Raw genomic sequence first — 21,781 nt, 5'->3', positions numbered from 1 at the left:
GAAGGACTATTGTAACATCGCGTATGTTATAATACAACCATGCCAGAGCTGCGTCAGAACCCGGCCACCAAGGAATGGGTGATTATCGCGACCGAGCGGGCCAAGCGGCCGGAAGAACTTGGATCGGGGGTTTGCCCGCCCAGCGAATCGTCGCGGCAGAATTGTCCTTTTTGTCCGGGTAAAGAGAGTTTGACTCCCGGCGAGATCCTCGCTTACCGCGCATTCGGGACGCAAGTTGATACGCCCGGCTGGTGGATCCGGATCATCCCCAATAAATTTGCCGCCCTGGCTCCCGATAGTCAAAACCGCGAACGGACCAGGGTCCTCGATTTTTTCAGCATGATGAACGGTTTAGGCGAACATGAAGTCATCATCGAATCGCCGATCCACGACCAAATGATCGCGACCATGGAAGAGAAGCAGGTCGAAGAGCTTTTCCTCGCTTATCGGGAGCGTTTCATCACCTTATCCAAAGACCCGCAGTATGAGATGATCATCATTTTTAAAAATCATGGGATCGCGGCCGGGACCTCGCTCCACCATCCGCATTCCCAGCTGATCGCCACGCCGATCACCCCGATGCATATCCGCCACCGGCTGGAAGAATCGATGCGCTACTTCGACGACAACGGGAAATGCGTTTACTGCGTGATGATCGAGAAGGAGCGGGCGGACAAATCGCGGGTCATTATGGAAACTGATAATTTTATCGCGCTCTCTCCTTTTGCCGCCCGCTCGCCTTTCGAGCTCGAGGTTTTTCCCAAGAAACACGACTCATCCTTTGACGCGATCTCGGCCGTCGACGCCAAAGAATTGGCTTTTGTGATGAGGACGATCCTGAAAAAAATGTATGTTTCGCTCAACAACCCGGATTATAACTTTGTGATCAATTCCGCCCCCTGCCACGAAAAGGACGTCGAGTATTTTCACTGGTACATTCAGATCCTTCCCCGGGTCAGCGCGATGGCCGGATTTGAACTTGGTTCGGGGATCTATATCAACACGATGATCCCCGAAGAAGCGGCCAAATATCTGCGCAGTGTCCAGGCCGGATGAAAAAACGCCTCGACCAACTCTTGATCGACCAGGGACTGGCCGATTCGCCGGCTAAAGCGCAGGCGGTCGTCCTGGCCGGGCTGGTTTATGTAAATGGACAAAAAGCCGATAAATCGGGCGTTGCCTATCCTGAAGAAGCAACAATCGAGCTTAAGGGGGCGCCTCATCCATATGTCGGCCGGGGCGGCTTGAAATTGGCCGGAGCGCTCGATCATTTCCAGATCGATGTTACGGGCCGAACGGCGCTTGACGTCGGCGCTTCGACGGGGGGCTTTACCGACTGCTTGCTCCAGCGGGGAGCGGCCAAGGTTTTTGCCGTTGACGTCGGTTACGGCCAGCTGGCCTGGAAACTGCGGCAGGACCCGCGGGTCGTGACTTTGGAGCGGGAAAATATCCGCGATCTGGCGCCGGAAAAACTGGAACCCGGACCGCTGCCAAATCTTGCGGTCATCGACGTTTCTTTTATCTCCCTAGGCAAAGTTTTGCCGGCGGTCTATAATTTGCTCGCCGAGCGGGCCGAGGTTGTCGCTTTGATCAAGCCCCAGTTTGAAGCCCGGCGCGAACAGGTCGGCGCCGGCGGGATCGTCCGGGATGAGGCGGTTCGCCAGGAAGTCGTGGCGAGGGTTAAGATGGAGGCCGAGGCAATAGGCTTTAAGGCTAAGGGAGTGATCAACTCCCCGATCGAAGGAGCGGACGGTAATGTTGAATTTCTCATCCACCTCGAAAAATGAAGAACAGGAGGCTTACCTCCTCAAGTCGGGATTTAAGGTCCTGGCCAGGAAGCCGAAGGCGATGGTCATCTCTAAGGTTGACGGGAAGGACCATTTGGGAAAATTGGAAGCCGATTATCTGGTCAGCCGCGACAATCACCAATATATCGTAATCGTCCAGCATGGGGAAGGGGCGCTTGATCCGAGCGACCCGATCGTCCGCCGCCGCCTGGTCGAATTTGACCGGGCCTTCGGTTATCATGGACTCGTATTTTTTAACCCTCACGAGAGCCAACTTCACGTCGTTAGTTTTCATTTCGTCCGCGAAAAAGGGTGGCTCGACCTCTTTTTTCAGTTCCTGATGTTCGGCTCGGCTATCGCGGTTGTCGTTGGGATAATTTGGTTAATGATCTACATTAAATTATTTTAAAAGGAGAAGAGCATGAAAACCGTCGGCATAATCAGCAAGCTTGAGGACCGTTTAATTGCCGCGACCGCGGCGAAGGTCGCGCAAGAACTTAAAGGGCGGGGTTTCGCGGTCAATTTGGCCAAAGCCGATTTCGTGGTCACCCTGGGCGGCGATGGGACGATCCTGCGGGCGGCCCGTCTTTTGGCCCGGAAAGGAACGCCGATCTTAGGGGTTCATCTTGGGGGGGTCGGCTTCATGTCGGAAATCGAGCTGAAAGAGCTGACGGCGGCGATTGAGCAGATCAAAAGGGGAGACTACCGGTTAGATGAACGGATCATGCTGGAGGCCGACCTCGGCCGGAAAAAAGTGACCGCCCTCAACGACATTGTGATCGGTAAAAGCGGGATTTCCCGGGTGATTAAGTTCGAGTTGGAAGGGATCTCCAAATACACCGCTGATGGGATGATCTTCGCCACGGCGACCGGTTCGACCGCTTATAATCTGGCGGCCGGCGGGCCGCTTTTGGCCCCGCGAGCGAAAAGCCTGATCATCTCTCCGATCTGCTGCCACAGTTTAAATACCCGTTCGCTGGTCCTGGAGGGGCCGGTGACGCTGCGCCTTGACCGTGGCGACGAAGTGATCTTGACCGCCGACGGACAACAGACTTTGCCGGTGAGAGTTGGAAATAGAGTGATAATTAAAAAAGCGGCGGAGAAAACGCGTTTCATCAGACTGAAGGAATATGATTTTTTTGGCCGGGTTAGAGAAACATTCGGACTGGGCGAATATTAGTTGTTGACCTTCCCGGTGTTTAACCCCAGCATTCCCTGCAGGTCTTCGATCAGGACGAACTGCCGCGGATCGGACAGGTTGGCCGCCGCGGTGTACGGGAAGATCGAGAACAAGGTCAGCTTGCGGGTCTTGGCGTGGACGATCTTGTCGTAATAGTTGAAAGTGCAGGTCTTTTCCAGGACTTCCATAACTTTTTGATTGTTCATTGTGTTCATGGCTTTCCTCCTTAGAAATAGCACTTATCGTTGGCGATCGTTGCTTTGAACTTATTGGCCAGGATGTCTAAGAATGGGGCGATAGGGAGCTGGTCTTTGCCGATAATGGTGGCATCTTGCACGTAACTTGACCGCTTGGCTTTGTTCGGCCGAGTGATCAGGACAACATCGTAATTCTCTCTGCGGACATCTTCGTTGTTCATGGCTTTACCTCTCTCACATATATATATCGGCAGGTTTGGGGAAAAATTTCAGTTTGTTTTTAAGCTAGTAGGCGGCCGTAGAGATCGTAGGCGGATGCTTTAGTGATCAGGGCGGTAACGATCCGGCCGGGGGTTATTTTCCGGCTGGATTTAAGGTAAAAAACACCATCAATTTCGGGGGCGTCCCGGTAGGTCCGGCCGATGTAATAGCGGCCTTTTTTCCCTTCGACCAGGACCTCGATCTTTTGGCCGACCAGGGTCCGGTTAAGTTCTAGGGAGACCTGTTGTTGGGCCAGCATGGCGGACTCCCGGCGCTTTTCCTTGGTCCGGGCCGGGACTTGCTTGGGGAATTTGGCGGCCGGAGTTCCCTCTTCTCTGGAGTAGCCGAAGATCCCGAGTTTTTCGAAACGGTTCGTTTTGATGAAATCAAGAAGCTCTTCGAAATCTTCCCCGGTCTCACCAGGGAAGCCGACGATAAGAGAGGTGCGGAGGACCAGCTTTGGGATTGCACCCCGTAATTTTGTGAGGAGGAGGGCGAGCGAGTCGCGGTCATAATGCCGGTTCATTTTCTTTAGGATAGTGGAACTGGCGTGCTGGACCGGCATGTCCAGATACTTCACGATCTTTTTCTCGCCGGCGATCGTCTCGATCAGCTCGTCGGTTAGATGGCTGGGGTGAGTGTACATAACGCGCAGCCAGCGGATACCGGGGATTCTGGCCGCTTGTTTTAGGATCGATGGAAAAGCGGGGTGGGCGGTCGTATCCTGGGCGATGAAAATAATCTCTTTGGCCCCTCTTTTGGCCAGGCCGGCAACTTCTCCCAGAATATCTTTTTCCGTTCTTAGGCGGAGCTTGCCGCGGATGGTCGGGATCAGGCAGTAGGAACAGCGGTTGTCGCACCCTTCGGCGATCTTGACGTAGGCGAACCATTTTGGGGTCGCTTTCAGCCGGGGAGCGGCGCAGTTAAAGAGGCCGATGCTGTCTACTTCGCCGTCGATCGCGGGGAGCCGGACATTCCCGACTTCTTTGAGCCATTGCGGCAGGCAACCGGCGACGTAAACCTTGCGGCAGCGCCCCTTTTTTTTCCAGGCGACCATTTCCCGCAGGACCTTGAGCGCTTCTTCCCGGGCCGGTTTCAGGAAGGCGCAGGTATTGACGACAATGATCTCCGCTTCGGCCGGGTTGGCGGTGAGCTCGTTCCCGCCGGCGGCGACCGAACCCATCATGACTTCGGTGTCGGCCAGGTTTTTCGGGCAGCCTAAACTGACAAAATGGTATTTCACCTGTATATTATATCACCATGTTGCCGAGGGAAGGGATCGGGAGCGGTGGTTTTGTGATATAATTTACCCACTTATGGAACAGCTCCTTAAGAGCCGCTATACGATCGGCAACAAGATCTCCGAAAGCAATTTTAGCGTCACCTATCGCGGAACTTATGTCGGGACCGAAAAGCCGCTGATCATCAAGATCTACAAGCGGGGGACCCTCAACTCCTCCCTGATCAAAGGGATGAAGTTCAGCGTTAAGGATTTTTCCCTGATTTCCCACCCCTCGATCGCCAAACTAATTGACGGCGATTACGGTTGGCAGGGCTTTTACTATATTCGGGAATATGTCCCCGGCAAAAACTTGCGCGACAAACTGGCGGCGGGGAAGATCGAGCCCGATCAGGCGATCCTGATCATCGAACAGATCCTCTCGGCCTTGGAGACGACCCACGCCAAGGGGGTGCTGCACGGCTCTCTGACCCCGGAAAATATATTTATCGACGAGCAAGGCGGGGTAAAGATCACCGATTTTGTGATCAAAGGGGAGATCAAAGAGGCTCTGCCGCAGAAGATCTTGGAGCTAATGGCCGGACTGGCCTACGCTTCGCCGGAAGGTCTGGAGGGGGCCCCGCTGACCCCGGCCTCCGATCTTTACTCCGTCGGATTGATCATGTATGAGCTCTTGACCGGCCAGCCGCTGCTCAAAACCGGCGGCCTTGCCGCTCATTTAAGAAAAATGCAAAGTTCCTGTCTCGTCCCCCGGTCGCAGCTTTCTTTTCTGCCGGGCTATTTGGGGGATATTTTATTCAAACTTCTGCAACGTGACCCGATCGTCCGCTTCCAAACCGCCGGCGAGGTCCGGGAAAGCCTGGCGAGCAAAGCGCTTCCCCTCCCGCCTAAGATCAACGATGAGTTTGTGAAGCTTTTTGAAGGGGTCGTGACCCAGTATGGCGTTGTCGTTGACGCTCCGCCGCCGCCTCAACCGGTCGCTCAGGTCAAAAAAAACGGGGAAACGATCCTGGTCCTGCCGGAAAAAGGGAAACATAAGAGCTGGCTCCTCGCGGTTCTTCTTTTTATCAGTATTGCCTTTGGCGTCGTCTACGCCTTTTATTTGGGGAAATAAATGACCGGTTATTTGGCGCTCTATCTAGTCTTTGCCGCCGTTGTCAGCTTGGTCATCGGCCTGCTGGTCGTGAAGCTGCGATTGCCGGCGCCGCGGCTCGTTATTCCGGCGATAATTATTTTTATCCTTTCGCCGGTCCTTGCCGGCTATATTTACCTGGTCTATTTTGACGCTTTGCCGGAAGTGGCCGTTCCTGACGTGGTCGGCCTTTCAAAACCCGATGCGGCGGCCAGACTTAAGGAAGCGGAACTCAAAGTCTTGGACGGCGGTGAGGTTTACCAGAATTTCCCGGCCGGGACGGTCGTCTCCCAGCGGCCCGAAGCGGGACGGCGAGTAAAAGTCGGCCGAGCGGTGACCCTGATGGTCAGCTCCGGCAAACAAAAAGTCGCGGCCCCTGACCTGATCGGCAAACCTTTCAGCCAGGCGGCCAAAATGATCGACGCGGCGGAACTAAAACTCGGCGACATCCGCCGGGAAAGAAACCCCGATTTGACGGAAGGGACGGTCCTGGCCCAGGAGCCCCTGCCCGGAGAAATGGTTGACCTTGGGCGCGGTATCGACCTGCTCATCTCAACCACGGGAATAGTTACGGAGGAAACAGAATGACGATAAAGATCGCCCCCTCGATTCTCTCGGCTGACTTCCGGACGCTGGAAGCCGAGATCAAGAAAGTTGAAGCGGCCGGCGCCGACCTGATCCATATCGACGTCATGGACGGCCATTTTGTCCCCAATATCACCATCGGTCCGTTGGTCGTCAAGGCCTGCCGGAAGATAACCAAGCTGCCGCTTGACGTCCACCTGATGATCGAGAACCCGGACCGCTACATCCCGGATTTTGCCAAGGCGGGAGCGGATATCATTACCATACACGTCGAAGCGTCCAAAAACCTGGATAGCGATTTAGAGCTAATCCGGCAGAACAATGTTAAGCCGGGAGTAGTCGTCAATCCGGCCACACCGGTCGAGTCGATCTTTCACGTCCTGGACAAAGTTGCCATGGTCCTCTTGATGTCGGTCAACCCCGGTTTTGAAGGGCAAAAATTTATGTCGGAAATCTTGCCCAAGATTAAAGCTCTCAAGTCGGAAATTGTTAGTCGGAAGTTGTTGGTTGATATCGAAGTCGACGGCGGGATTAATCTCGACACCTACAAAGAAGTCGTTAAGGCCGGGGCCAATGTTTTGGTCGCCGGTTCAGCGATCTTTTACGCGCCTGATTATCAGGCGGTCATCAAACAGCTGAAAGCCTAACGGCTGAAATTTCCCTTTTATTGTCATGATATATCTTCATGGCAAGCACTCCGATCAGGCCCAGCGGACCCCATAGAACCGGGCGGTTTTCCCAACCTCCGGCGGACAGTTCTTTCTACCGCCAATATTTGCACGCTTCGCCGCTTCTTTCCCGGGTTACCGATCTGGCGGAAAAAGCCAGAGCGGTCAATCCGCGGCTCGACCTGGACCGCTTCTTTGAGGCGGCCGGAGTTTGCCTGTACGCCCACCGTAACCAGACCAGGAAGATCAGCGGCGATCTGTATGCCGTCCACCCTATCGGTTCAGCCGAAAAAGAGGTGATACTCTTTAAGGTTGGCGACGAGAACGAACTGATCGCAGCGCTGTTGCATGATGTCGTCGAAGATACCGCTTTCGATCTCCTCTTTGTTCGACAGAGGTTTGGCCCTGACGTTGCCCGGCTCGTTGACGGCATGACCAAGATTGAACAGCTGGGGAAAGACCATTACATCAACGAACATAATATTGATAAGTTCATTTTTGCTCTGGCCGCTGACATTCGCCTGCTCCGGCTGAAAACAGTTGACCGGATCTGCAACCTGGAAGACGCTGACAAATTGCCGCGGGAGAACCGGGAACGGAATTGCCGCGAAGCGCTTGATTTTTATGTTCCGCTCCTCTGGTTGTGCGGCCAGATGAAGCCGGCCCGCCATCTTTCCGATCTTGCTTTAAGAAAGCTTGATCCCGCTCATTATGCCGAAGTAAAAAAGCGGATCGAAACGGTTCTGTGGCAAAATCGGAACGAGATCAAGCAGCTGAAAAGTGAAATTGCCGGTCGTTTCCAGGAGAAAATTACCAACGGGCTACCGGCCGAATTATTGGCGACCCCGCAAGGCAGGCGTTACCTGGAAGCGAAGATCGGCGGGTTGAAAATTAACGCTAAACCAAACTCCGTTTATAAAGCCGACCAAACTGCCGCGCTGCGGGGGACAGAGGTCCGCAACCTTTCCGACATTATGATGCTGCAGATCGTGGTTGAAACAGAAGAAGACTGCTATCAAATGACGAACGTGGTTCATTCGCTGGGGATCCCGATGGACCGTTACTGGCATGACTATATTAAAGATCCCAAGATCAACGGCTATCAGTCGATCCACACCGCGATCTTACGGGGCGAAACGCTTTTCCGTTTTCAGATTCGGACCCGGGAGATGCAAGCTCAATCGCAGGAAGGGGTCCTTTATAACGCCTATGCTCCAAACGGGGAATTCCGGCAGCCTAATATTCCTTGGCTTAGGACCGATTGGTTGAAACTGCTTTTCGCGGTCCACGACCGACGTGATAAGGTCGTAATGGTTAAAGCATTGGCGCAAGCCAAGGTGACCTCGCTGATGGTTCGGGCAAACGGCGAAATCAAGCATTATGAGGCTTTGTTGCCGCATGGCGTAACGCCGCTGGAAGCGGCCTTTATCGCCGATCCGGAGCTTGGCATGACCGTAGTTGGGGCGACCCACCAGGATACTTCCTGGGACATTAATAAGCCGCTGGAAGGATCGGTGGGGATCTTACGTTTGCGAGCAGCGGGAGAGCCGCAAGCTCGTGATTACATGAGCCTTTTAACGATGCCGCTGGCCAGGCTCCGTTTTGTCGATTTTATGGCGAGTAAAAGTGAGGAGGCCCGGTTTAAGTTTGCAGGGAATAGTTTAGACCAAGCTTTGGGGAAGTATTTTCTGCGATTGGACGAGCTGTTGCGGGAATGCCCCAAACTGGTCAACGCGACAATCGCCAAGATTGTCGCCGGGGAGATAGCCGCTGCGGGTGGAGCGCAAGAACTTAATGCCGCGGTCCAGAAAGCGGACGATGGCTCATTAATGATCGCCCGGCTGACCTTTGAGGCCAGACAAGCAAACGCCAGCGCCTTGCTGACCGGCCTAAATGAAGCTTTTCCCGTCGAAAGCGGCGGTTTTTTCAGTGATCGGGTGAAAGTTTCGATCCCAGTAAAACATAAATTGATTGGCAACCAATTGGAAAGGGCGGTTCGGGAACTTGAACGGAATAATGACGCGGTCATCACCGCGCATGATATTATCTTGCCCCCTTTGATCCAGGATCCAGCAGTACTTAACCCCAATTCGTTTAATTATTCCCGGGATCTGGCTTTGCGCGCTTCCCGGGCGCTCCGAAGCCAGAAGGGGATTGTTTTCGATATGTTTTTGAACCCGCTGGCGATGTCGATGATCCCCGGGAACTTTGCGGGTCAGGTTGCGGACGTTCTTGCGGACCATATCAGCTCCGCCAATCTCCTTTTGATCGGTGGAAATAGAGACGACATTTCCCTCTTTTATCAGCGGATAGCGGAATATCTGGCCATCAAATCAGCGCCGGAACCGCTAGTTGTCCTCTATGAACGGGATCAGATGTTCCAATCGGAAGGGATTATTCAGCCCTTGACTCAATTGGAAGAACCTTACTTTGGTTACACTTTGACCGAGCTTGGCCACATTGATGAATTTATCTTCCAAAAGTTATTGTTTCGCTTTGACCAGGCCTCCCGCAGCGTTCGAAATTTTTAGCCCTTCTGTGTTATTATAATACCCATGTGGTCTGAAGACGACGTAAGATTCATGCGCGAGGCGTTAAGCCTGGCGAAATCGGCCGAAGGCCGGACGACCCCCGACCCGCTGGTCGGCGCCGTCCTGGTGAAAGAAGGCCGGATCATCTCCATGGGTTACCACGGTGAAGTCGCCACCCCGCACGCCGAAGCCTGGGCGATCGATAAAGCGGGCTTAGACGCGAAAGGAGCGACCCTCTACGTCAACCTGGAGCCCTGTTCCCACTTTGGCAACAATCCCCCCTGCGCCGACCGGATCGTTACCGCCGGGATCAAAGAGGTCTTTGTGGCGATGAAAGATCCCAATCCCCTGGTTAATGGTCGGGGGATCAAACGACTGCGGAGCCACAAGGTCAAGGTCAATGTCGGCCTGCTGGAAGACGAGGCCAAGAAGCTGAACGAAGTTTTTATCAAATACATCACGACCAAGAGTCCCTTCGTGGTGATGAAGACGGCGATGACAATTGACGGGAAGATCGCCACCCGGACGGGGGCCAGTCGCTGGGTCGCGGGTCCGGCCTCGCTCCGTTACGCCCACCACCTGCGCAACCTCTACGACGCTATTTTAGTCGGCGTTGGGACCGTCCTGATCGACAACCCCAAACTCAACGTCCGCCGGGTCAAGAAAGTGAAAGACCCGGTCCGCATAGTTCTCGATACCATGGCCAGGACCCCGCTCAAAGCCGAGGTCCTCTCCCGTGGCCAGCGGACGATCATCGCGGTCGGGCCGAAAGCTCCCGCCGCTAGGATTGAAGCACTCCAGAAAAAAGGAGCGGAGATCGTCCGTTTGCCCGCCAGCGGTGGTTATGTCAGCGTCAAGGCATTAGTGAAGAAGCTCGGCGAAATGAAGATCACCAGCCTTTTGATCGAAGGCGGGGGTGAAGCCTATGCCTCGTTCCTGGAAGCCGGGCTGGTTGATAAAGCCTTCTTTTTTATCGTCCCCAAGATCTTTGGCGGACGGACTGCGAAATCTCCGGTCGAAGGGGTCGGCATCTCCCTCCCCGCGCAAGCCAAATGGCTGAAAAATATCCATGTTGAGAGGGTGGAAGAGGATATTTTGGTTAGCGGGTATTTTTAACTGACCACGATCCTGGTGAATTCTTCGATCACTTCGCGGCCGTGGATCGGGAGCCCCTGATGTAACTCGCTGATATGCACCCCAAGGACCCGGGCGTTTCGTAAGAGTTGGGCAATTGCCAACAAACGTTCCGGTGCCAAAGGAACGTCGGTGTCAAAAGAGACAAAGATTGAGCGGCCAGCCAAATCAAGATTGGCTAGCGATTGACTCATCGTCACCCCGGCATTTTTCAGCAAAGCGTATTCGGCAAAATCCCTAAGGTGGGGCGCCTTTCTTATGGCCGCCAGATCAAGCGTCGGATTGGCCGTTACGACCTTGACCGCGGCCTGTCGGATAAAATCCTGATATTGCTCGATTACCTGATAATTAAAGCCAGGGATGGCGTCCGCGCAATTGTACTCTTGGTAAAACGCTTCCGCCCTTAATTGTTGGCCGGGACCGATAATCCGCAAATTAGCCGGTTTGACCTGATTATGATAAATCCCAAAGCCCCAGAAGGCCCAATTAGTATAAGTAATATCCACCCCGTCCAAATGATTGTCCAACGAGACGATAGCAATCTCTTCTCCCGGGTTGGCCTTCACCAAAGCCCTATAAAATGGGAGTGAAAACACGTGCTGTTCCGTCACCAAGATGGGGAGGGTGCCTGGCGCGGCGCTTAAACAAGCGGCAAGAAATTCCGCGTGCCGGTTGAAGTCGACCAGATCGCTGCTTAGCCGGGTTGGCGGTGATAATGAAGCAAGGTCCGGCAAATTTGGGTGAACAGAACCGGGTAAAGTTAGACGATGCTCTTGCGTCAGCGGCCGGTTAAAAGAGCGTTGTTCGATCAAACTGACCGGCCTGGGTTTAAGAGATGTAATTGCGGGCATAGCCATGAATATTTATCGTCAATAATTGTTTATTATTTCAAGATATCCATGGGTTTACCTGCTATTTGCTTCTTTGGGCTAGCAAATAATCACTTACTTAGCACCCCATTTCTTTGACAGCAAAGAAATGGGGGAAAGAAACTGCATAAGGGGTTCCCCCTTATGGATCCCCGGCCTTCAAAATGCCCCCGCAACAACCTGATCTTAGTTTAGTTGTTGCTAACCCCGCCCCGCTGAAGAAACCCCTTGAAGGCCATATTTGATTATAAACGCCTAAAGAGCGGTTTGTCCCAGTGTTATGTGAGGTAAATACTTTAATAATGGTACTGGATTAGAATATAAGTTCAGGATGGGCGCGCATTTCGCTTACCTTGAGAAAAATCGAAATGCGCCGGCGTTTTCTTTTCGTCCATTTTCTTTTTTGCTGTAGAAAAAGAAAATGGACACCCAGTAAACAAGAAGAGAGAAAGTGATCTACGAATAGAGAAAAAGCTAAAAAATATGGGAAAAAATTCATTCCCCGCCTAGCTCTCGACGGCAAATCGGTGGTATAATAGACTAAATGTGTTACGCAATCCCCGGTATTGTCACCGAGATCAAGGGTAAGACCGTCACCGTTGAGTACTTCGGCGAGAGAAAAACAGCCATCAATGAGCTTTCCAAAGTAAAACTAGGCGACTACGTTTACGCCCAGGGGGGCTTTGTCATCTCTACCGTCGCCGAAGAGGACGCCCTGGCGGTCCTCGAGACCTGGAAGGAGCTCTTCTTCGCTCTCAAGGAGACCGATATCCGGATGTCACGGCTGGTCAAAGGGGCGGAAGGGATCGACAAGAAATTCAGCGCCATTCTCGACAAAGCAGCCGAAGGCCAGCCGTTAAAACGCGACGAACTCCTCAAGTTGCTAAAGACTGAAGATCCCAAGGAGCTTGAACTCCTTTACAAGACCGCCAACTTCCTTCGCCAAAAGCATCTTACCAACTCCTGCTGTGTCCACGGGATAATCGAGTTCTCCAACTATTGCCAGAACGATTGCGCCTACTGCGGGATCAGGAAGAGCAATAAAATGGAACGCTACCGGATGAGCGACGATGAGATCTTAGCCGCCGCGGCGGAAGCGATCGACAAATACGGCTTCAAGGCGCTCGTTTTGCAAGCGGGAGAAGACCCCGCTTATTCAGTCGATCGTCTCGCCGCCTTGATCAAAGAGATCAAACGCCGCCACGCGGTCTTGATCTTTATCTCGGTCGGTGAGATTGGTAAAGAAGGACTGGCTAAATTGTATGAAGCGGGGGCGCGGGGACTATTGGCCCGTTTTGAGACGAGCAACCCGGAGCTTTACGCTAATATCCACCCGGGGGATAAGCTCCAGGAGCGGATTGATGAACTGAAACATGCTTATGAGATCGGCTACCTGATTCTGACCGGCGGCTTGATCGGTCTGCCAACCCAGACCGAAGAGGATTTGCTCAACGATATTCTATTGGCCAAGGAACTCCAGGCCGAAATGTTCTCTTTTGGCCCGGTCTTGCCCGATGGGCCGAGGACCAGCCTGGTCTTAAAAACCCTGGCGGTCGCCCGCATCGTCGACCCGGTCAACGCCAAGATCCTGGTGACGACCGGTTTTGAGACCCTGGACCCAGCGGCGCGGCGGCTTGGGTTATTGGCGGGAGCGAACTCGGTCATGCTGAACGTCACGCCGATGAAGTACCGGAAACTTTATAGGATTTATCCCGATCGGGCGCACGTTGAAGAAGAGATTGGCGCGCAGATCAAAGAGACCCTCAACCTCCTGCAGTCGCTCGGCCGGGCGCCGACCGACCTGGGCCTTTAGCTGTTGGGACCCTCTTAAGGATCTTGAAAGGGCTTCCTTTTGTCAGGTTGAGCTTTACGCTTTTACCGTCATTAGACAGTCTGTATTCCGCCCTGATCATCTCGAAAGGCTTGGTTGACAGCCAGTAGCGCCAAACGCCTTTTGCCGCTGTGTATTTGTAGATCTTTCCATTCATGACCATCAGTCCGTTTGGGCGAAAAATTAATTCGCTGGAGTTTTTGTCGCCCCAATTACCGACCAGTCTTGGGTCGGCGAAAACCCCGCTGGTCAAGGCTAAAACAATGAGTAGACCGATAGATAAACGCTTGTTCATGACAGTCTCCTTTATGGATCGTAAGGTCATGATAATAAAAGGAGTGGTAGTTGTCAATCGACGGAGAAAAAAACCGATGCTTTCCTAGGCAGGAAACCAGCTCTTTAAGATGTCGACTGCTTCTACTAAGTTGGCACACCAGTTGTATAAAGAACGATGTTCAGCTTGCAGCTTTCCCGCCTGGGCAAGATATTCAAGCCAGGCGCGTAAGTTGGAGTTGTTGAAAGGGGCTAAGCCTTCGAGGGCTTGGGCCCGAGAAATCTCTTTAGTGGTAAAGTCGTAATTTATCAGGCGGATCTTGCCAATGATTGACGTGAGTTGCGCGTCTGTCCGGCAATTATCGGGCTGGACCGGTTTGTCGGCTTGAGCTTGGGCTGCGGTTATTTGTTCTGCCGGGATCGCGCGGAGAATGGCCGGCGGGAAGGTTGTCGGGCACTCTGGCTTGTCGGTTTGCTTTGCTGGCTGGGTCGGTGCTTTTAGGCGACCAAGGATCACGGCATGGAGAGTTGTGGGAGAACATTTCAAAAAAGCTTCGGAACAGTAGACTTTAAAGTTGATTTCCTTGATCTTAACTATCAAGCCAATATCTATAAAGCTCGTATATACACCAGGTACAACACCCAAGTCTAAGATAAATGGGAGAAAACCGTCTTCCAATCCACTTAGAGCGATCTTAACGCCGGCAAGCCCTTCATCACTGACGCGCCTGAAATCAAAGCCGGGGATGGCAACGATCTTGCCTGAAATGGGGCCGACATGAGGAGCCGGGAGACTCTTTTGTTCGGTAAAGAGCTCTAAGATCAGGGTTTGCTGCTGGGCTCCATGACTGGCCGATGTTTGTCCGGGCCGGGTTGCGGGGCTTTCCGCTCCGCGAGAATTCTCCGGGCGTTCTGGTTCGGTTCCTTGATGCCAATTAGAAGAACCGACTGGTTTCGCTAGGTCAGCAGCCGGTCGAGCGGCTATTCTGACTGGTCGTGGTTGTGGTGGCGGTTGTTGATCTTTAACCCGTTGCTGACGATCCCAGGCACCTTGAACAGTTGGATTGACATATATAGGCAAATTGATCTTGGTTGGCGCATCCCCAATTTTGCTTTGCAGTTTATTAAATAGCTCAACCAGGTCGGAAAAAGTAACCCGCTGGGCGATCAACGTTTCAGTCCAATTGTGCTTTGGTCCCGGGCCAAGCTCCGTTTGATAAGCGGCGATCCGCTCTTTAGCGGACGCGATCCAGGCTTCGATCTCGGCTTTCGGGAGGTTGTTGGGATTTTGGTTTGCTTGCTTCTTTAATCTGTTCCCGGCCGTAAGCAGGTCGGTTGGCGTTGTTAATTTAGAGGTCGCGGTGGGAGCTTCCTGTTTCGGCGGGACCGGTGGCTTGGTCGGTTCAATTGGTTTTTGGTTGATAAAGTATTCTCTGCCTATATTGGCATCACCTCTGATTATAACGTTGACCTTATCGCCGACCTTCAGATCGACGGGGAGAGGCCGGGATAGAGGGATTCGGTCTTTTTCTAAATAACCTGGGACCGGTTCGGTGAATTTGGCAAAGACTGCTCCGGTTAATTCAACGATCGAAGTAATCTCCGCATGGTAGATTGGGAGGGAGGCGTTGCTCCGCGCGATTTCTCTGGCTCGGGAGACCTGGAAATTCTTCGTCTCCCTGTCTGCCGTTGCTCTTGCCGTTCTTCTGGCGGCGGCCGCGTCTTGTTCCATCAGGCGCTTTATTTTCATCCCTAAACTCATAGGCATCTCCCCGATATTCTCATGACAGATAGTTATCTGTCTGTCTGTGGCGAAATTTCAGGAGAAAATGTTGAGCGCAAAGGACTTTAATATTTTATTAAACTGAATACCTGGTTGGTTAAATCTTTGCCAATCAAGATCAGGCGTTTCCAATAGTTTAAATAAAGCCGTTATTTCTTCCGGCTTTACATTGGGGCCGATGCTGATGAGTTTAATCCCTTGTTTTCAGGCTCGATTTTCAGGTTTGCCGCTTTCTGTTCCCCCAGCCTCTAAATCTATTTCAATCGTTGGGGCGTCATTATTTGGGTTAGCCAAGTCGTCATCCGACAGTTGGTTGAAATGATCAGCTAGATAACTATTGGCCTGACCTTGTGCCGCTCGTAATTGCCGGACCGAAAAGATTGACCAAGCTACGAATAGAGGGAAATAGGCGATCCCTATGGGAAGGCAAATTATATAGGCGAAGAGATGGGGGGCCAAGATGAATGAAGTCATAAGCCCCATCGCCGATCCAAACGCCGCTATAGTATAGCCACCAGGGCTTTTTAGGTCTTCGATGTTCTCTTCGCAAGCTTCATATATTAATTTGTATTTTACTAAAGCGGATTGTGCTGATGTTGTTGTTCGAAGTTCACATAAAGATGGCCTAACATATTTCATTGATGAGTCTTCAAAGATATATGGACCATTTACCTTTATTCTATCAAGAGCCCGGTTAATGGATAGTTGCCGAATGGTAAGTGGAAAATCGTCTGCCCGTGCCGCCGAAACGCGAAAAGGGCTGATCGGTTGAGTTGATGAAGAAAAGGAAAGTAGCCCCAACGGATGGAAAGTCGAGTGCGTTGACTCTTTTCTCACGTTTTCCTCAAGCACAACCAGGTCCTGACGGGCGGCTAGTTTTAAAAGGCCGTCGATCATGACCGGTTCGAGCGAAATTTGCGCTCCGATGTCCAGGTTGTGGGCCAGTGTGACGAGCGCTTTAATTTTCCGGTTGGCGAGCCCGGGGGTAAGTTTTCGGTCCGAAGCGTCGAAAGGATCAGGCACGACTTTGGCCAGCAAATTGTCCAGTTTGCCCAAATTTATTGCGCCGGTTAAGCTAGTTCGGGAAACGGCAGAGAGAGCGTTTGGAAGCAAAAGGGGACGATATTTATCGATGAACCTATCAACAACTTGCTGGCGCGAACCAGACGTTGATTGGGTTAAAGGAGGAGCTTTGCGTTCAATTCTCATGGTTATCTATCGGGCGGTACTGGAGGGAATTTCAGCCGCAGTTCAAGTTTAAGCGGTTTTAACTTCGGGGGAAAAGATCTCGGCCAGATTGTTGTCGACCTTCAGAAAACCGTCGCTGACCTTGAAATCGAGGCAGGTTTTATTCGGCAAGCGAAGCTGGACCTTGCCAGCTCGCAGGGGAGAGATTAACGGGGCGTGATGGGCTAGGATCCCGGTCGGGCCCATCAGCGTCTCGGCGTTAAGGTAACTGATCTCTCCCTCAAAGACCACTTTTTCCGGGGTCGTTATCTTGCATTTGAAATTGCTCATCCCTTTTTCGCCTTTTCGCGCGCTTCTTCGATCGTGCCGATCATGTAGAAAGCGGTTTCCGGCAAGTCGTCATGTTTGCCGTCGATAATTTCCTGGAAGCCCCGGATCGTCTCGGTCAACGGCACGAATTTGCCCGGCATTCCGGTGAAGTCCTGCGCCACGGAGAACGGCTGGGAGAGGAAGTTCTGGATCTTGCGCGCCCGGTTGACGATCAGCTTGTCTTCTTCCGGGAGTTCGGAAACGCCGAGAATGGCGATGATGTCCTGCAGTTCTTTATAGCGCTGGAGGATCTCCTGGACGCGACGGGCGGCCCGGTAATGGTCTTCGCCGACGACCGAAGGATCGAGGATCCGGGAAGTGGAAGCGAGCGGATCGACGGCGGGGTAAATACCGATCGCCGAGATTTGCCGGGAAAGGACGGTCGTCGAATCAAGGTGGGAGAAGGTGACCGCCGAGGCCGGGTCGGTAATATCGTCGGCCGGGACGTAGACCGCTTGGATCGAAGTGATGAACCCTTTGGAAGTTGAGGCGATCCTTTCCTGGAAGCGCCCCATCTCTGCCTGCAGGGTCGGCTGGTAACCGACCGCCGAAGGCATGCGGCCAAGGAGGGTGGAGACTTCCGCCCCCGCCTGGACGAAGCGGAAAATATTGTCGATGAAGAAAAGGACGTCTTGGCCTTCTTCGTCGCGGAAATATTCGGCGTGGGTTAGCCCGGTCATCGCCGTGATCTGCCGCGCGCCGGGAAGTTCGGACATCTGGCCGAAGACGAGAACGGTCTTGTCGAGTACCCCCGACTCTTTCATTTCCAGCCAAAGATCGTTCCCTTCACGGGTCCGCTCGCCGACCCCGGAGAAAACGGAGATCCCGCCGTGTTTGGTCGCCATGTTGTGGATCAATTCTTCGATGATGACGGTCTTGCCGACCCCCGCGCCGCCGAAGAGTCCGGTCTTGCCCCCCTTAACGTAAGGGCAGATCAGGTCGATAACTTTAATGCCGGTCTCGAAGATTTCGTTGCGGGCGATGACCTCTTCAAAATTCGGCGGATCGCGCCGGACCGGGTAAGTTTTGCCGGTATTGATCGCGCCGAGATTGTCGATCGTTTCCCCAAGGACGTTGAACATCCGGCCGAGGGTTTCCCGGCCGACCGGGATGGAGATCGGCTTGCCGGTATCGACGACGTCGATGCCGCGGCGCAGGCCATCGGTCGGCTCCAGCGAGACGGCCCGGACGACGCCGCCTTCAAGATGCATGGCGACTTCAGCGGTGATCTCCAGGTTGAGTTCTTTTTCGTGAAAGTTGATCTGGAGCGCGTTGCGAATGGCCGGGATCTTGTCCGGCGGGAACTGGACGTCGATAATGGGACCGATGATCTGGATTATTTTACCTTTCATTACTCTACTCCTCCTCGCATTGCTTCGATCGTGCCGGCGATCTCCGATAACTCGGCGGTTATCGAGGCCTGGCGCGCTTTATTCAGCTTAATATTCAATTCGTCCATTAATTCCCTGGAATTGTCGGTCGAGGCCCGCATGGCGATCATTCTGGCCCCCATTTCGCCCAGCAGGTTCTCCACCAGGATCCGGAACAGCCGGGCGGCCCGAAAACCTCTTTCGGCCGCGGCGAGCAGGTCGGGCGAGATCGGTTCGAAAATGAACCGGCTCGCTTCCGGCTTGGCCTTTTTCCGCTCGAACGGCAGATAGCGGTAAAAGGTCGGCTCCTGGCTGATCACCGACTTGAAACTGTTGTAGGCGATGATCACTTCGGAATACTGTTCGGCAAAGAGCTGTTCCATTTCCCGGTAGAGCTCCGAGACCTTGGCCCAGGTCGGTTGGTCGGTTACTTTGGCAAATTCCTTGACGATCTTATAATTCCGGTTGCGGAAGAATTCGATTGCCTTCCGGCCCAGGATGATCAGATCGGCCTCTTCCGGCTTATAACGCCGGGTCAGTCGGTCGAAGAGCAGGGTGTTGAAATTGCCGCAAAACCCTTTTTCCGACGAAATGACGACGACCAGGCTTCCCTTGGTCTTTTTTACGGAAGGACTGGCCACGTCGCGCTCCGCCATTTTTTCGGCGACCTTGTCGTGGATCTCTTCCAGGGCTGCTTCGTAGCCCTTCGCCATCTTCTCCATTTTCCGGATCTTGCCGATCCGGGCGATGGCGACGATTTGCATGGCGTTAGCGATCTTGTTGACCTTGGAGATCGCCTCGAACCTGTTTTTTAATTGGACGACTGCTCTCATTTTATTGTTTTAAGGAAACTTTGGACCAGTTCTTTCAGGGCCGTTTCGGTCTCCGGCGTGATGTCTTTGGTCGTCCGGATGCTTTCCAGCACCTGCGCCCCGCGGGTCCGGATAAAGTCGAAAAAGCGGACCTTATTTTCCTTGACCTTATCTTTTGGCCAATTGTTGAAATGGTTATTGGAGAGGCCGTAAAGGAACGCGATCTGTTCCTCGACCGGGAGCGGGTCATGTTTGTTCTGCTTGAGCGCTTCGACCAGCAGGGCCCCTTTGGCCAAAAGGTCTTGAGTCTCTTTTTCCAGCTCGGACGAGAACATTTCAAACGATTGTTTTTCCCGGTAGCGGGCGAGCTCCAGCTTGAGACTACCGGAGACTTTACGCATCGCTTTGATCTGTGCCTTGCCGCCGACGCGGGAAACGGAGATGCCGACGTCGATCGCCGGCCTGATCCCCTGGTTGAAATAATCATTGGAGAGGAAGATCTGACCGTCGGTAATGGAGATCACGTTGGTCGGGATATAGGCCGAGACGTCGCCGAGCTGGGTCTCGATCATGGGGAGCGCTGTCAGCGAGCCGCCCCCTTTGGCTTGGCTTAGTTTGGCCGAGCGCTCCAGCAGGCGGGAGTGGAGATAGAAAACATCCCCCGGATACGCTTCGCGACCCGGCGGGCGGCGGAGCAAGAGAGAGATCATTCGGTAGGCGGTGGCGTGCTTGGAGAGATCGTCGTAAACGATCAGGACGTCCTTCCCCTGGTGCATGAATTCTTCTCCCATGGCGGTCCCGGAGAAGGGGGCGAGGTATTGCAGGGCGGCCGGGTCGGAGGCGGGAGCGTCGACGATGATCGTGTAGGCCATCGCGCCGTGCTTGTTCAGGGTGCCGACCGTTTCCACGACGGTCGAAGTCTTCTGGCCGATCGCCACGTAAATACAGATGACGTTCTGGTCCTTCTGGTTGATGATCGTGTCGATGGCGATGGTGCTCTTGCCGGTCGAGCGGTCGCCGATGATCAACTCGCGCTGGCCGCGGCCGATCGGGATCAGGGCGTCAATGATCTTGTAGCCGGTCTGGAGCGGTTCAATGACTGGTTGGCGGTCGACGACCGATGGGGCGGGGGCTTCAACCGGCCGGGTCCGGCTGGTGTTGATCGGGCCTTTGCCGTCGAGCGGCTGGCCGAGGCCGTTAACGACCCGGCCTAGCAAAGCATCGCCGACGGGGACTTCCATCAGGCGGTGGAGATTCTTGGCCCAGTCGCCTTCGCGGACACTGACGTGGCCGGCCAGGATCATGGCGGTGATCTCGTCCCGTTCCAGATTGCTGACCAGGCCGTAAACGTTGTTGGGGAATTCGATCATCCCGCCGACCTGCGCCGAAGAGAGACCCCGGATGCGGGCGATCCCGTCGCCGGATTCCAGGACGATCCCGACCTCGTCGACCGTCGCTTGCGCTTCGAACTCTTCGATCCGTTTTTTGATCGCTTCCGAAATATTATGATAATTTTTTGTGTCCGTCATATTAACTCCTTTAAATTCTAGACTGGGATGCTGGCCAATGAATGCCTAAGTTCGGCCAGGGTTTTCTTCAGGCTCATATCGATCATCGAACCGCCGATGATCTTAATTATTATTCCACCCAGGATCGACGGGTTAACGTCGTTCTTCAGCCGGATCGGCCGGCCAAAGACCTTTTGCAGGATGGTTTCGGCGTTCTCGATCGTTTTACCGTCGAGCGGGACCGCCGAAACGATCTGGCCCAGGGAGATCTTTTCCATTTCAGTAAATAGTTTCGTGTATTGTTCGGATACTTTGCCGAGCTGGTTGCTGTGTCCTTCGCCGACCAGCAGTTCGGCCAATTTGCTGAACAACTGCGACGCGTTCGGCATCAACTCGCGCAAAATCGTCTTCTTGTGCTCGGCCGAGACCGCCGAGTCCTCGAAGAAGAGCCGCAGTTCGTAATTCGAGTAGATCAGTTTGTTCAGGAAATATAGTTCTTTTTCCAGCTGCCACTGGAGGTTGTCCTCTTTGGCCCACTCGTACAGTTTTTTATAGTCTATTTCAAGTTCCAGGGGAGAGCTCCTTTTCCAGTTCGCGCAGGCTTTCTTGGACCAATCGCTGTTGGTCTTCGCCGGTCAGCGTTTTGTTGATGACCTTGGCGGTCGCGTCGGCGACCAGCGCGGCCGACTGATTGCGGATCTCTTCCAGCGCCTTGCGGTGTTCCTTGGAGATCTCCTGCAAAGCGACGTCGCGGAGTGACTTGGCCTCGAGGCGCGCCTCGGTCACCAGTTTATTGCGGAGGATCTGGGCTTCGGTCCGAGCTTGCTCCTTTAATTCGGAAACTTCCCGGCTCGCTTCTTTCATCCGCTCTTCGTAGAGGCGGAGCATTACTTCGGTGTCCTTCTTGATCTTTTCCGAATCGGCCAGGCGTTTGGCGAAGAACGCTTCCCGTTCTTCCAGGAACTTCATCAGGGGCGGGAAGACAAAGCGCCACATCAGGAACAGCAATGTTCCAAAGCTGATCAGCGTCCAAAAGATCAAGCCGGTTTCCAGTTCGAACATG

At 53.6% G+C, this 21,781-nt stretch carries 22 protein-coding genes; 10 read left to right on the top strand and 12 right to left on the bottom strand.

Going from position 1 to position 21,781, the window contains the following annotated elements; translation table 11 throughout:
• The first annotated feature begins 39 nt into the window (after positions 1 to 39).
• The 4 genes from galT to WC772_04385 are packed head-to-tail and all read left to right on the top strand — an operon-like array spanning position 40 to position 2,967.
• Entirely contained in the window at positions 40 to 1,056 is a 1,017-nt protein-coding gene (galT, locus tag WC772_04400) for a galactose-1-phosphate uridylyltransferase (protein ID MFA6169992.1), read from the top strand.
• Complete coding sequence (locus tag WC772_04395) at positions 1,053 to 1,787, top strand: TlyA family RNA methyltransferase (GenBank protein MFA6169991.1); 735 nt, start codon at positions 1,053 to 1,055, stop codon at positions 1,785 to 1,787. The genes galT and WC772_04395 overlap by 4 nt, the downstream gene beginning before the upstream one ends.
• Positions 1,756 to 2,196, top strand: coding sequence for a hypothetical protein (locus tag WC772_04390; protein MFA6169990.1), 441 nt, complete (start codon positions 1,756 to 1,758; stop codon positions 2,194 to 2,196). Before WC772_04395 ends, WC772_04390 begins: the two co-directional genes overlap by 32 nt.
• Before the next feature lie 12 nt (positions 2,197 to 2,208).
• A complete protein-coding gene (locus tag WC772_04385) occupies positions 2,209 to 2,967 on the top strand; it encodes an NAD(+)/NADH kinase (protein MFA6169989.1) in 759 nt (252 codons plus the stop codon).
• Here the strand turns inward: WC772_04385 and WC772_04380 are convergent.
• Genes WC772_04380 through WC772_04370 form a run of 3 tightly spaced genes read right to left on the bottom strand, consistent with a single transcriptional unit; the run spans position 2,964 to position 4,668 of the window.
• Positions 2,964 to 3,182: a hypothetical protein gene (locus WC772_04380; protein MFA6169988.1), complete on the bottom strand. Its 219-nt coding sequence runs from the start codon at positions 3,180 to 3,182 to the stop codon at positions 2,964 to 2,966. The genes WC772_04385 and WC772_04380 overlap by 4 nt on opposite strands.
• Positions 3,183 to 3,193: 11 nt before the next feature.
• Entirely contained in the window at positions 3,194 to 3,385 is a 192-nt protein-coding gene (locus tag WC772_04375) for a hypothetical protein (GenBank protein ID MFA6169987.1), read from the bottom strand.
• 59 nt (positions 3,386 to 3,444) lie between these two features.
• Complete coding sequence (locus WC772_04370; GenBank protein MFA6169986.1) at positions 3,445 to 4,668, bottom strand: MiaB/RimO family radical SAM methylthiotransferase; 1,224 nt, start codon at positions 4,666 to 4,668, stop codon at positions 3,445 to 3,447.
• Positions 4,669 to 4,741: 73 nt separating this feature from the next.
• Here WC772_04370 and WC772_04365 point away from each other — a divergent pair, with 73 nt between their 5' ends.
• From WC772_04365 to ribD, 5 genes are read left to right on the top strand one after another with little or no spacing between them, the layout of a single operon-like run.
• A complete protein-coding gene (locus WC772_04365; protein ID MFA6169985.1) occupies positions 4,742 to 5,779 on the top strand; it encodes a serine/threonine-protein kinase in 1,038 nt (345 codons plus the stop codon).
• Positions 5,780 to 6,385: a PASTA domain-containing protein gene (locus WC772_04360; GenBank protein MFA6169984.1), complete on the top strand. Its 606-nt coding sequence runs from the start codon at positions 5,780 to 5,782 to the stop codon at positions 6,383 to 6,385.
• Positions 6,382 to 7,029, top strand: coding sequence for a ribulose-phosphate 3-epimerase (rpe, locus tag WC772_04355; protein MFA6169983.1), 648 nt, complete (start codon positions 6,382 to 6,384; stop codon positions 7,027 to 7,029). Before WC772_04360 ends, rpe begins: the two co-directional genes overlap by 4 nt.
• Positions 7,030 to 7,067: 38 nt before the next feature.
• A complete protein-coding gene (locus WC772_04350) occupies positions 7,068 to 9,581 on the top strand; it encodes an HD domain-containing protein (GenBank protein ID MFA6169982.1) in 2,514 nt (837 codons plus the stop codon).
• Positions 9,582 to 9,605: 24 nt separating this feature from the next.
• Positions 9,606 to 10,697 (top strand): bifunctional diaminohydroxyphosphoribosylaminopyrimidine deaminase/5-amino-6-(5-phosphoribosylamino)uracil reductase RibD, encoded by a 1,092-nt coding sequence (gene ribD / locus WC772_04345; protein ID MFA6169981.1) that lies wholly within the window; start codon positions 9,606 to 9,608, stop codon positions 10,695 to 10,697.
• On the opposite strand, the gene WC772_04340 is transcribed toward ribD, so the two are convergent.
• Entirely contained in the window at positions 10,694 to 11,572 is an 879-nt protein-coding gene (locus WC772_04340; protein MFA6169980.1) for a hypothetical protein, read from the bottom strand. The genes ribD and WC772_04340 overlap by 4 nt on opposite strands.
• Before the next feature lie 556 nt (positions 11,573 to 12,128).
• On the opposite strand from WC772_04340, the gene WC772_04335 reads away from it, so the two are divergent.
• Positions 12,129 to 13,397 (top strand): radical SAM protein, encoded by a 1,269-nt coding sequence (locus WC772_04335; protein ID MFA6169979.1) that lies wholly within the window; start codon positions 12,129 to 12,131, stop codon positions 13,395 to 13,397.
• 397 nt (positions 13,398 to 13,794) lie between these two features.
• Here WC772_04335 and WC772_04330 read toward each other — a convergent pair whose 3' ends face one another.
• The 8 genes from WC772_04330 to atpF all read right to left on the bottom strand — a co-directional run bounded on the left by WC772_04330 (position 13,795) and on the right by atpF (position 21,780).
• Positions 13,795 to 15,438 (bottom strand): hypothetical protein, encoded by a 1,644-nt coding sequence (locus tag WC772_04330; GenBank protein ID MFA6169978.1) that lies wholly within the window; start codon positions 15,436 to 15,438, stop codon positions 13,795 to 13,797.
• 237 nt (positions 15,439 to 15,675) lie between these two features.
• Entirely contained in the window at positions 15,676 to 16,680 is a 1,005-nt protein-coding gene (locus tag WC772_04325; GenBank protein MFA6169977.1) for a hypothetical protein, read from the bottom strand.
• Positions 16,681 to 16,728: 48 nt separating this feature from the next.
• Positions 16,729 to 16,989 carry a hypothetical protein gene (locus tag WC772_04320; GenBank protein ID MFA6169976.1) on the bottom strand — a complete coding sequence of 87 codons (261 nt, stop codon included), beginning with the start codon at positions 16,987 to 16,989 and terminating at the stop codon, positions 16,729 to 16,731.
• On the bottom strand, positions 16,986 to 18,380 hold the full coding sequence (gene atpD / locus WC772_04315; GenBank protein ID MFA6169975.1) for a F0F1 ATP synthase subunit beta: 1,395 nt from the start codon (positions 18,378 to 18,380) through the stop codon (positions 16,986 to 16,988). The genes WC772_04320 and atpD overlap by 4 nt, the downstream gene beginning before the upstream one ends.
• Positions 18,380 to 19,231, bottom strand: coding sequence for an ATP synthase F1 subunit gamma (gene atpG, locus WC772_04310; protein ID MFA6169974.1), 852 nt, complete (start codon positions 19,229 to 19,231; stop codon positions 18,380 to 18,382). The genes atpD and atpG overlap by 1 nt, the downstream gene beginning before the upstream one ends.
• The gene (atpA, locus tag WC772_04305; protein MFA6169973.1) at positions 19,228 to 20,739 is read right to left on the bottom strand and encodes a F0F1 ATP synthase subunit alpha; all 1,512 of its coding nucleotides are present in this window, start codon (positions 20,737 to 20,739) and stop codon (positions 19,228 to 19,230) included. The genes atpG and atpA overlap by 4 nt, the downstream gene beginning before the upstream one ends.
• 17 nt (positions 20,740 to 20,756) lie before the next feature.
• The gene (gene atpH / locus WC772_04300; GenBank protein MFA6169972.1) at positions 20,757 to 21,263 is read right to left on the bottom strand and encodes an ATP synthase F1 subunit delta; all 507 of its coding nucleotides are present in this window, start codon (positions 21,261 to 21,263) and stop codon (positions 20,757 to 20,759) included.
• Positions 21,264 to 21,279: 16 nt separating this feature from the next.
• Positions 21,280 to 21,780 carry a F0F1 ATP synthase subunit B gene (gene atpF, locus WC772_04295; GenBank protein ID MFA6169971.1) on the bottom strand — a complete coding sequence of 167 codons (501 nt, stop codon included), beginning with the start codon at positions 21,778 to 21,780 and terminating at the stop codon, positions 21,280 to 21,282.
• Between the last annotated feature and the right edge of the window lies 1 nt (position 21,781).

The sequence above is a fragment of the Candidatus Margulisiibacteriota bacterium genome (assembly GCA_041661965.1).
Classification (GTDB): Bacteria; Margulisbacteria; WOR-1; order O2-12-FULL-45-9; family XYB2-FULL-48-7; genus XYB2-FULL-45-9.
Note: the sequence above shows the minus strand (reverse complement) of the source record. Positions and strands in the feature narration are given on the sequence as shown.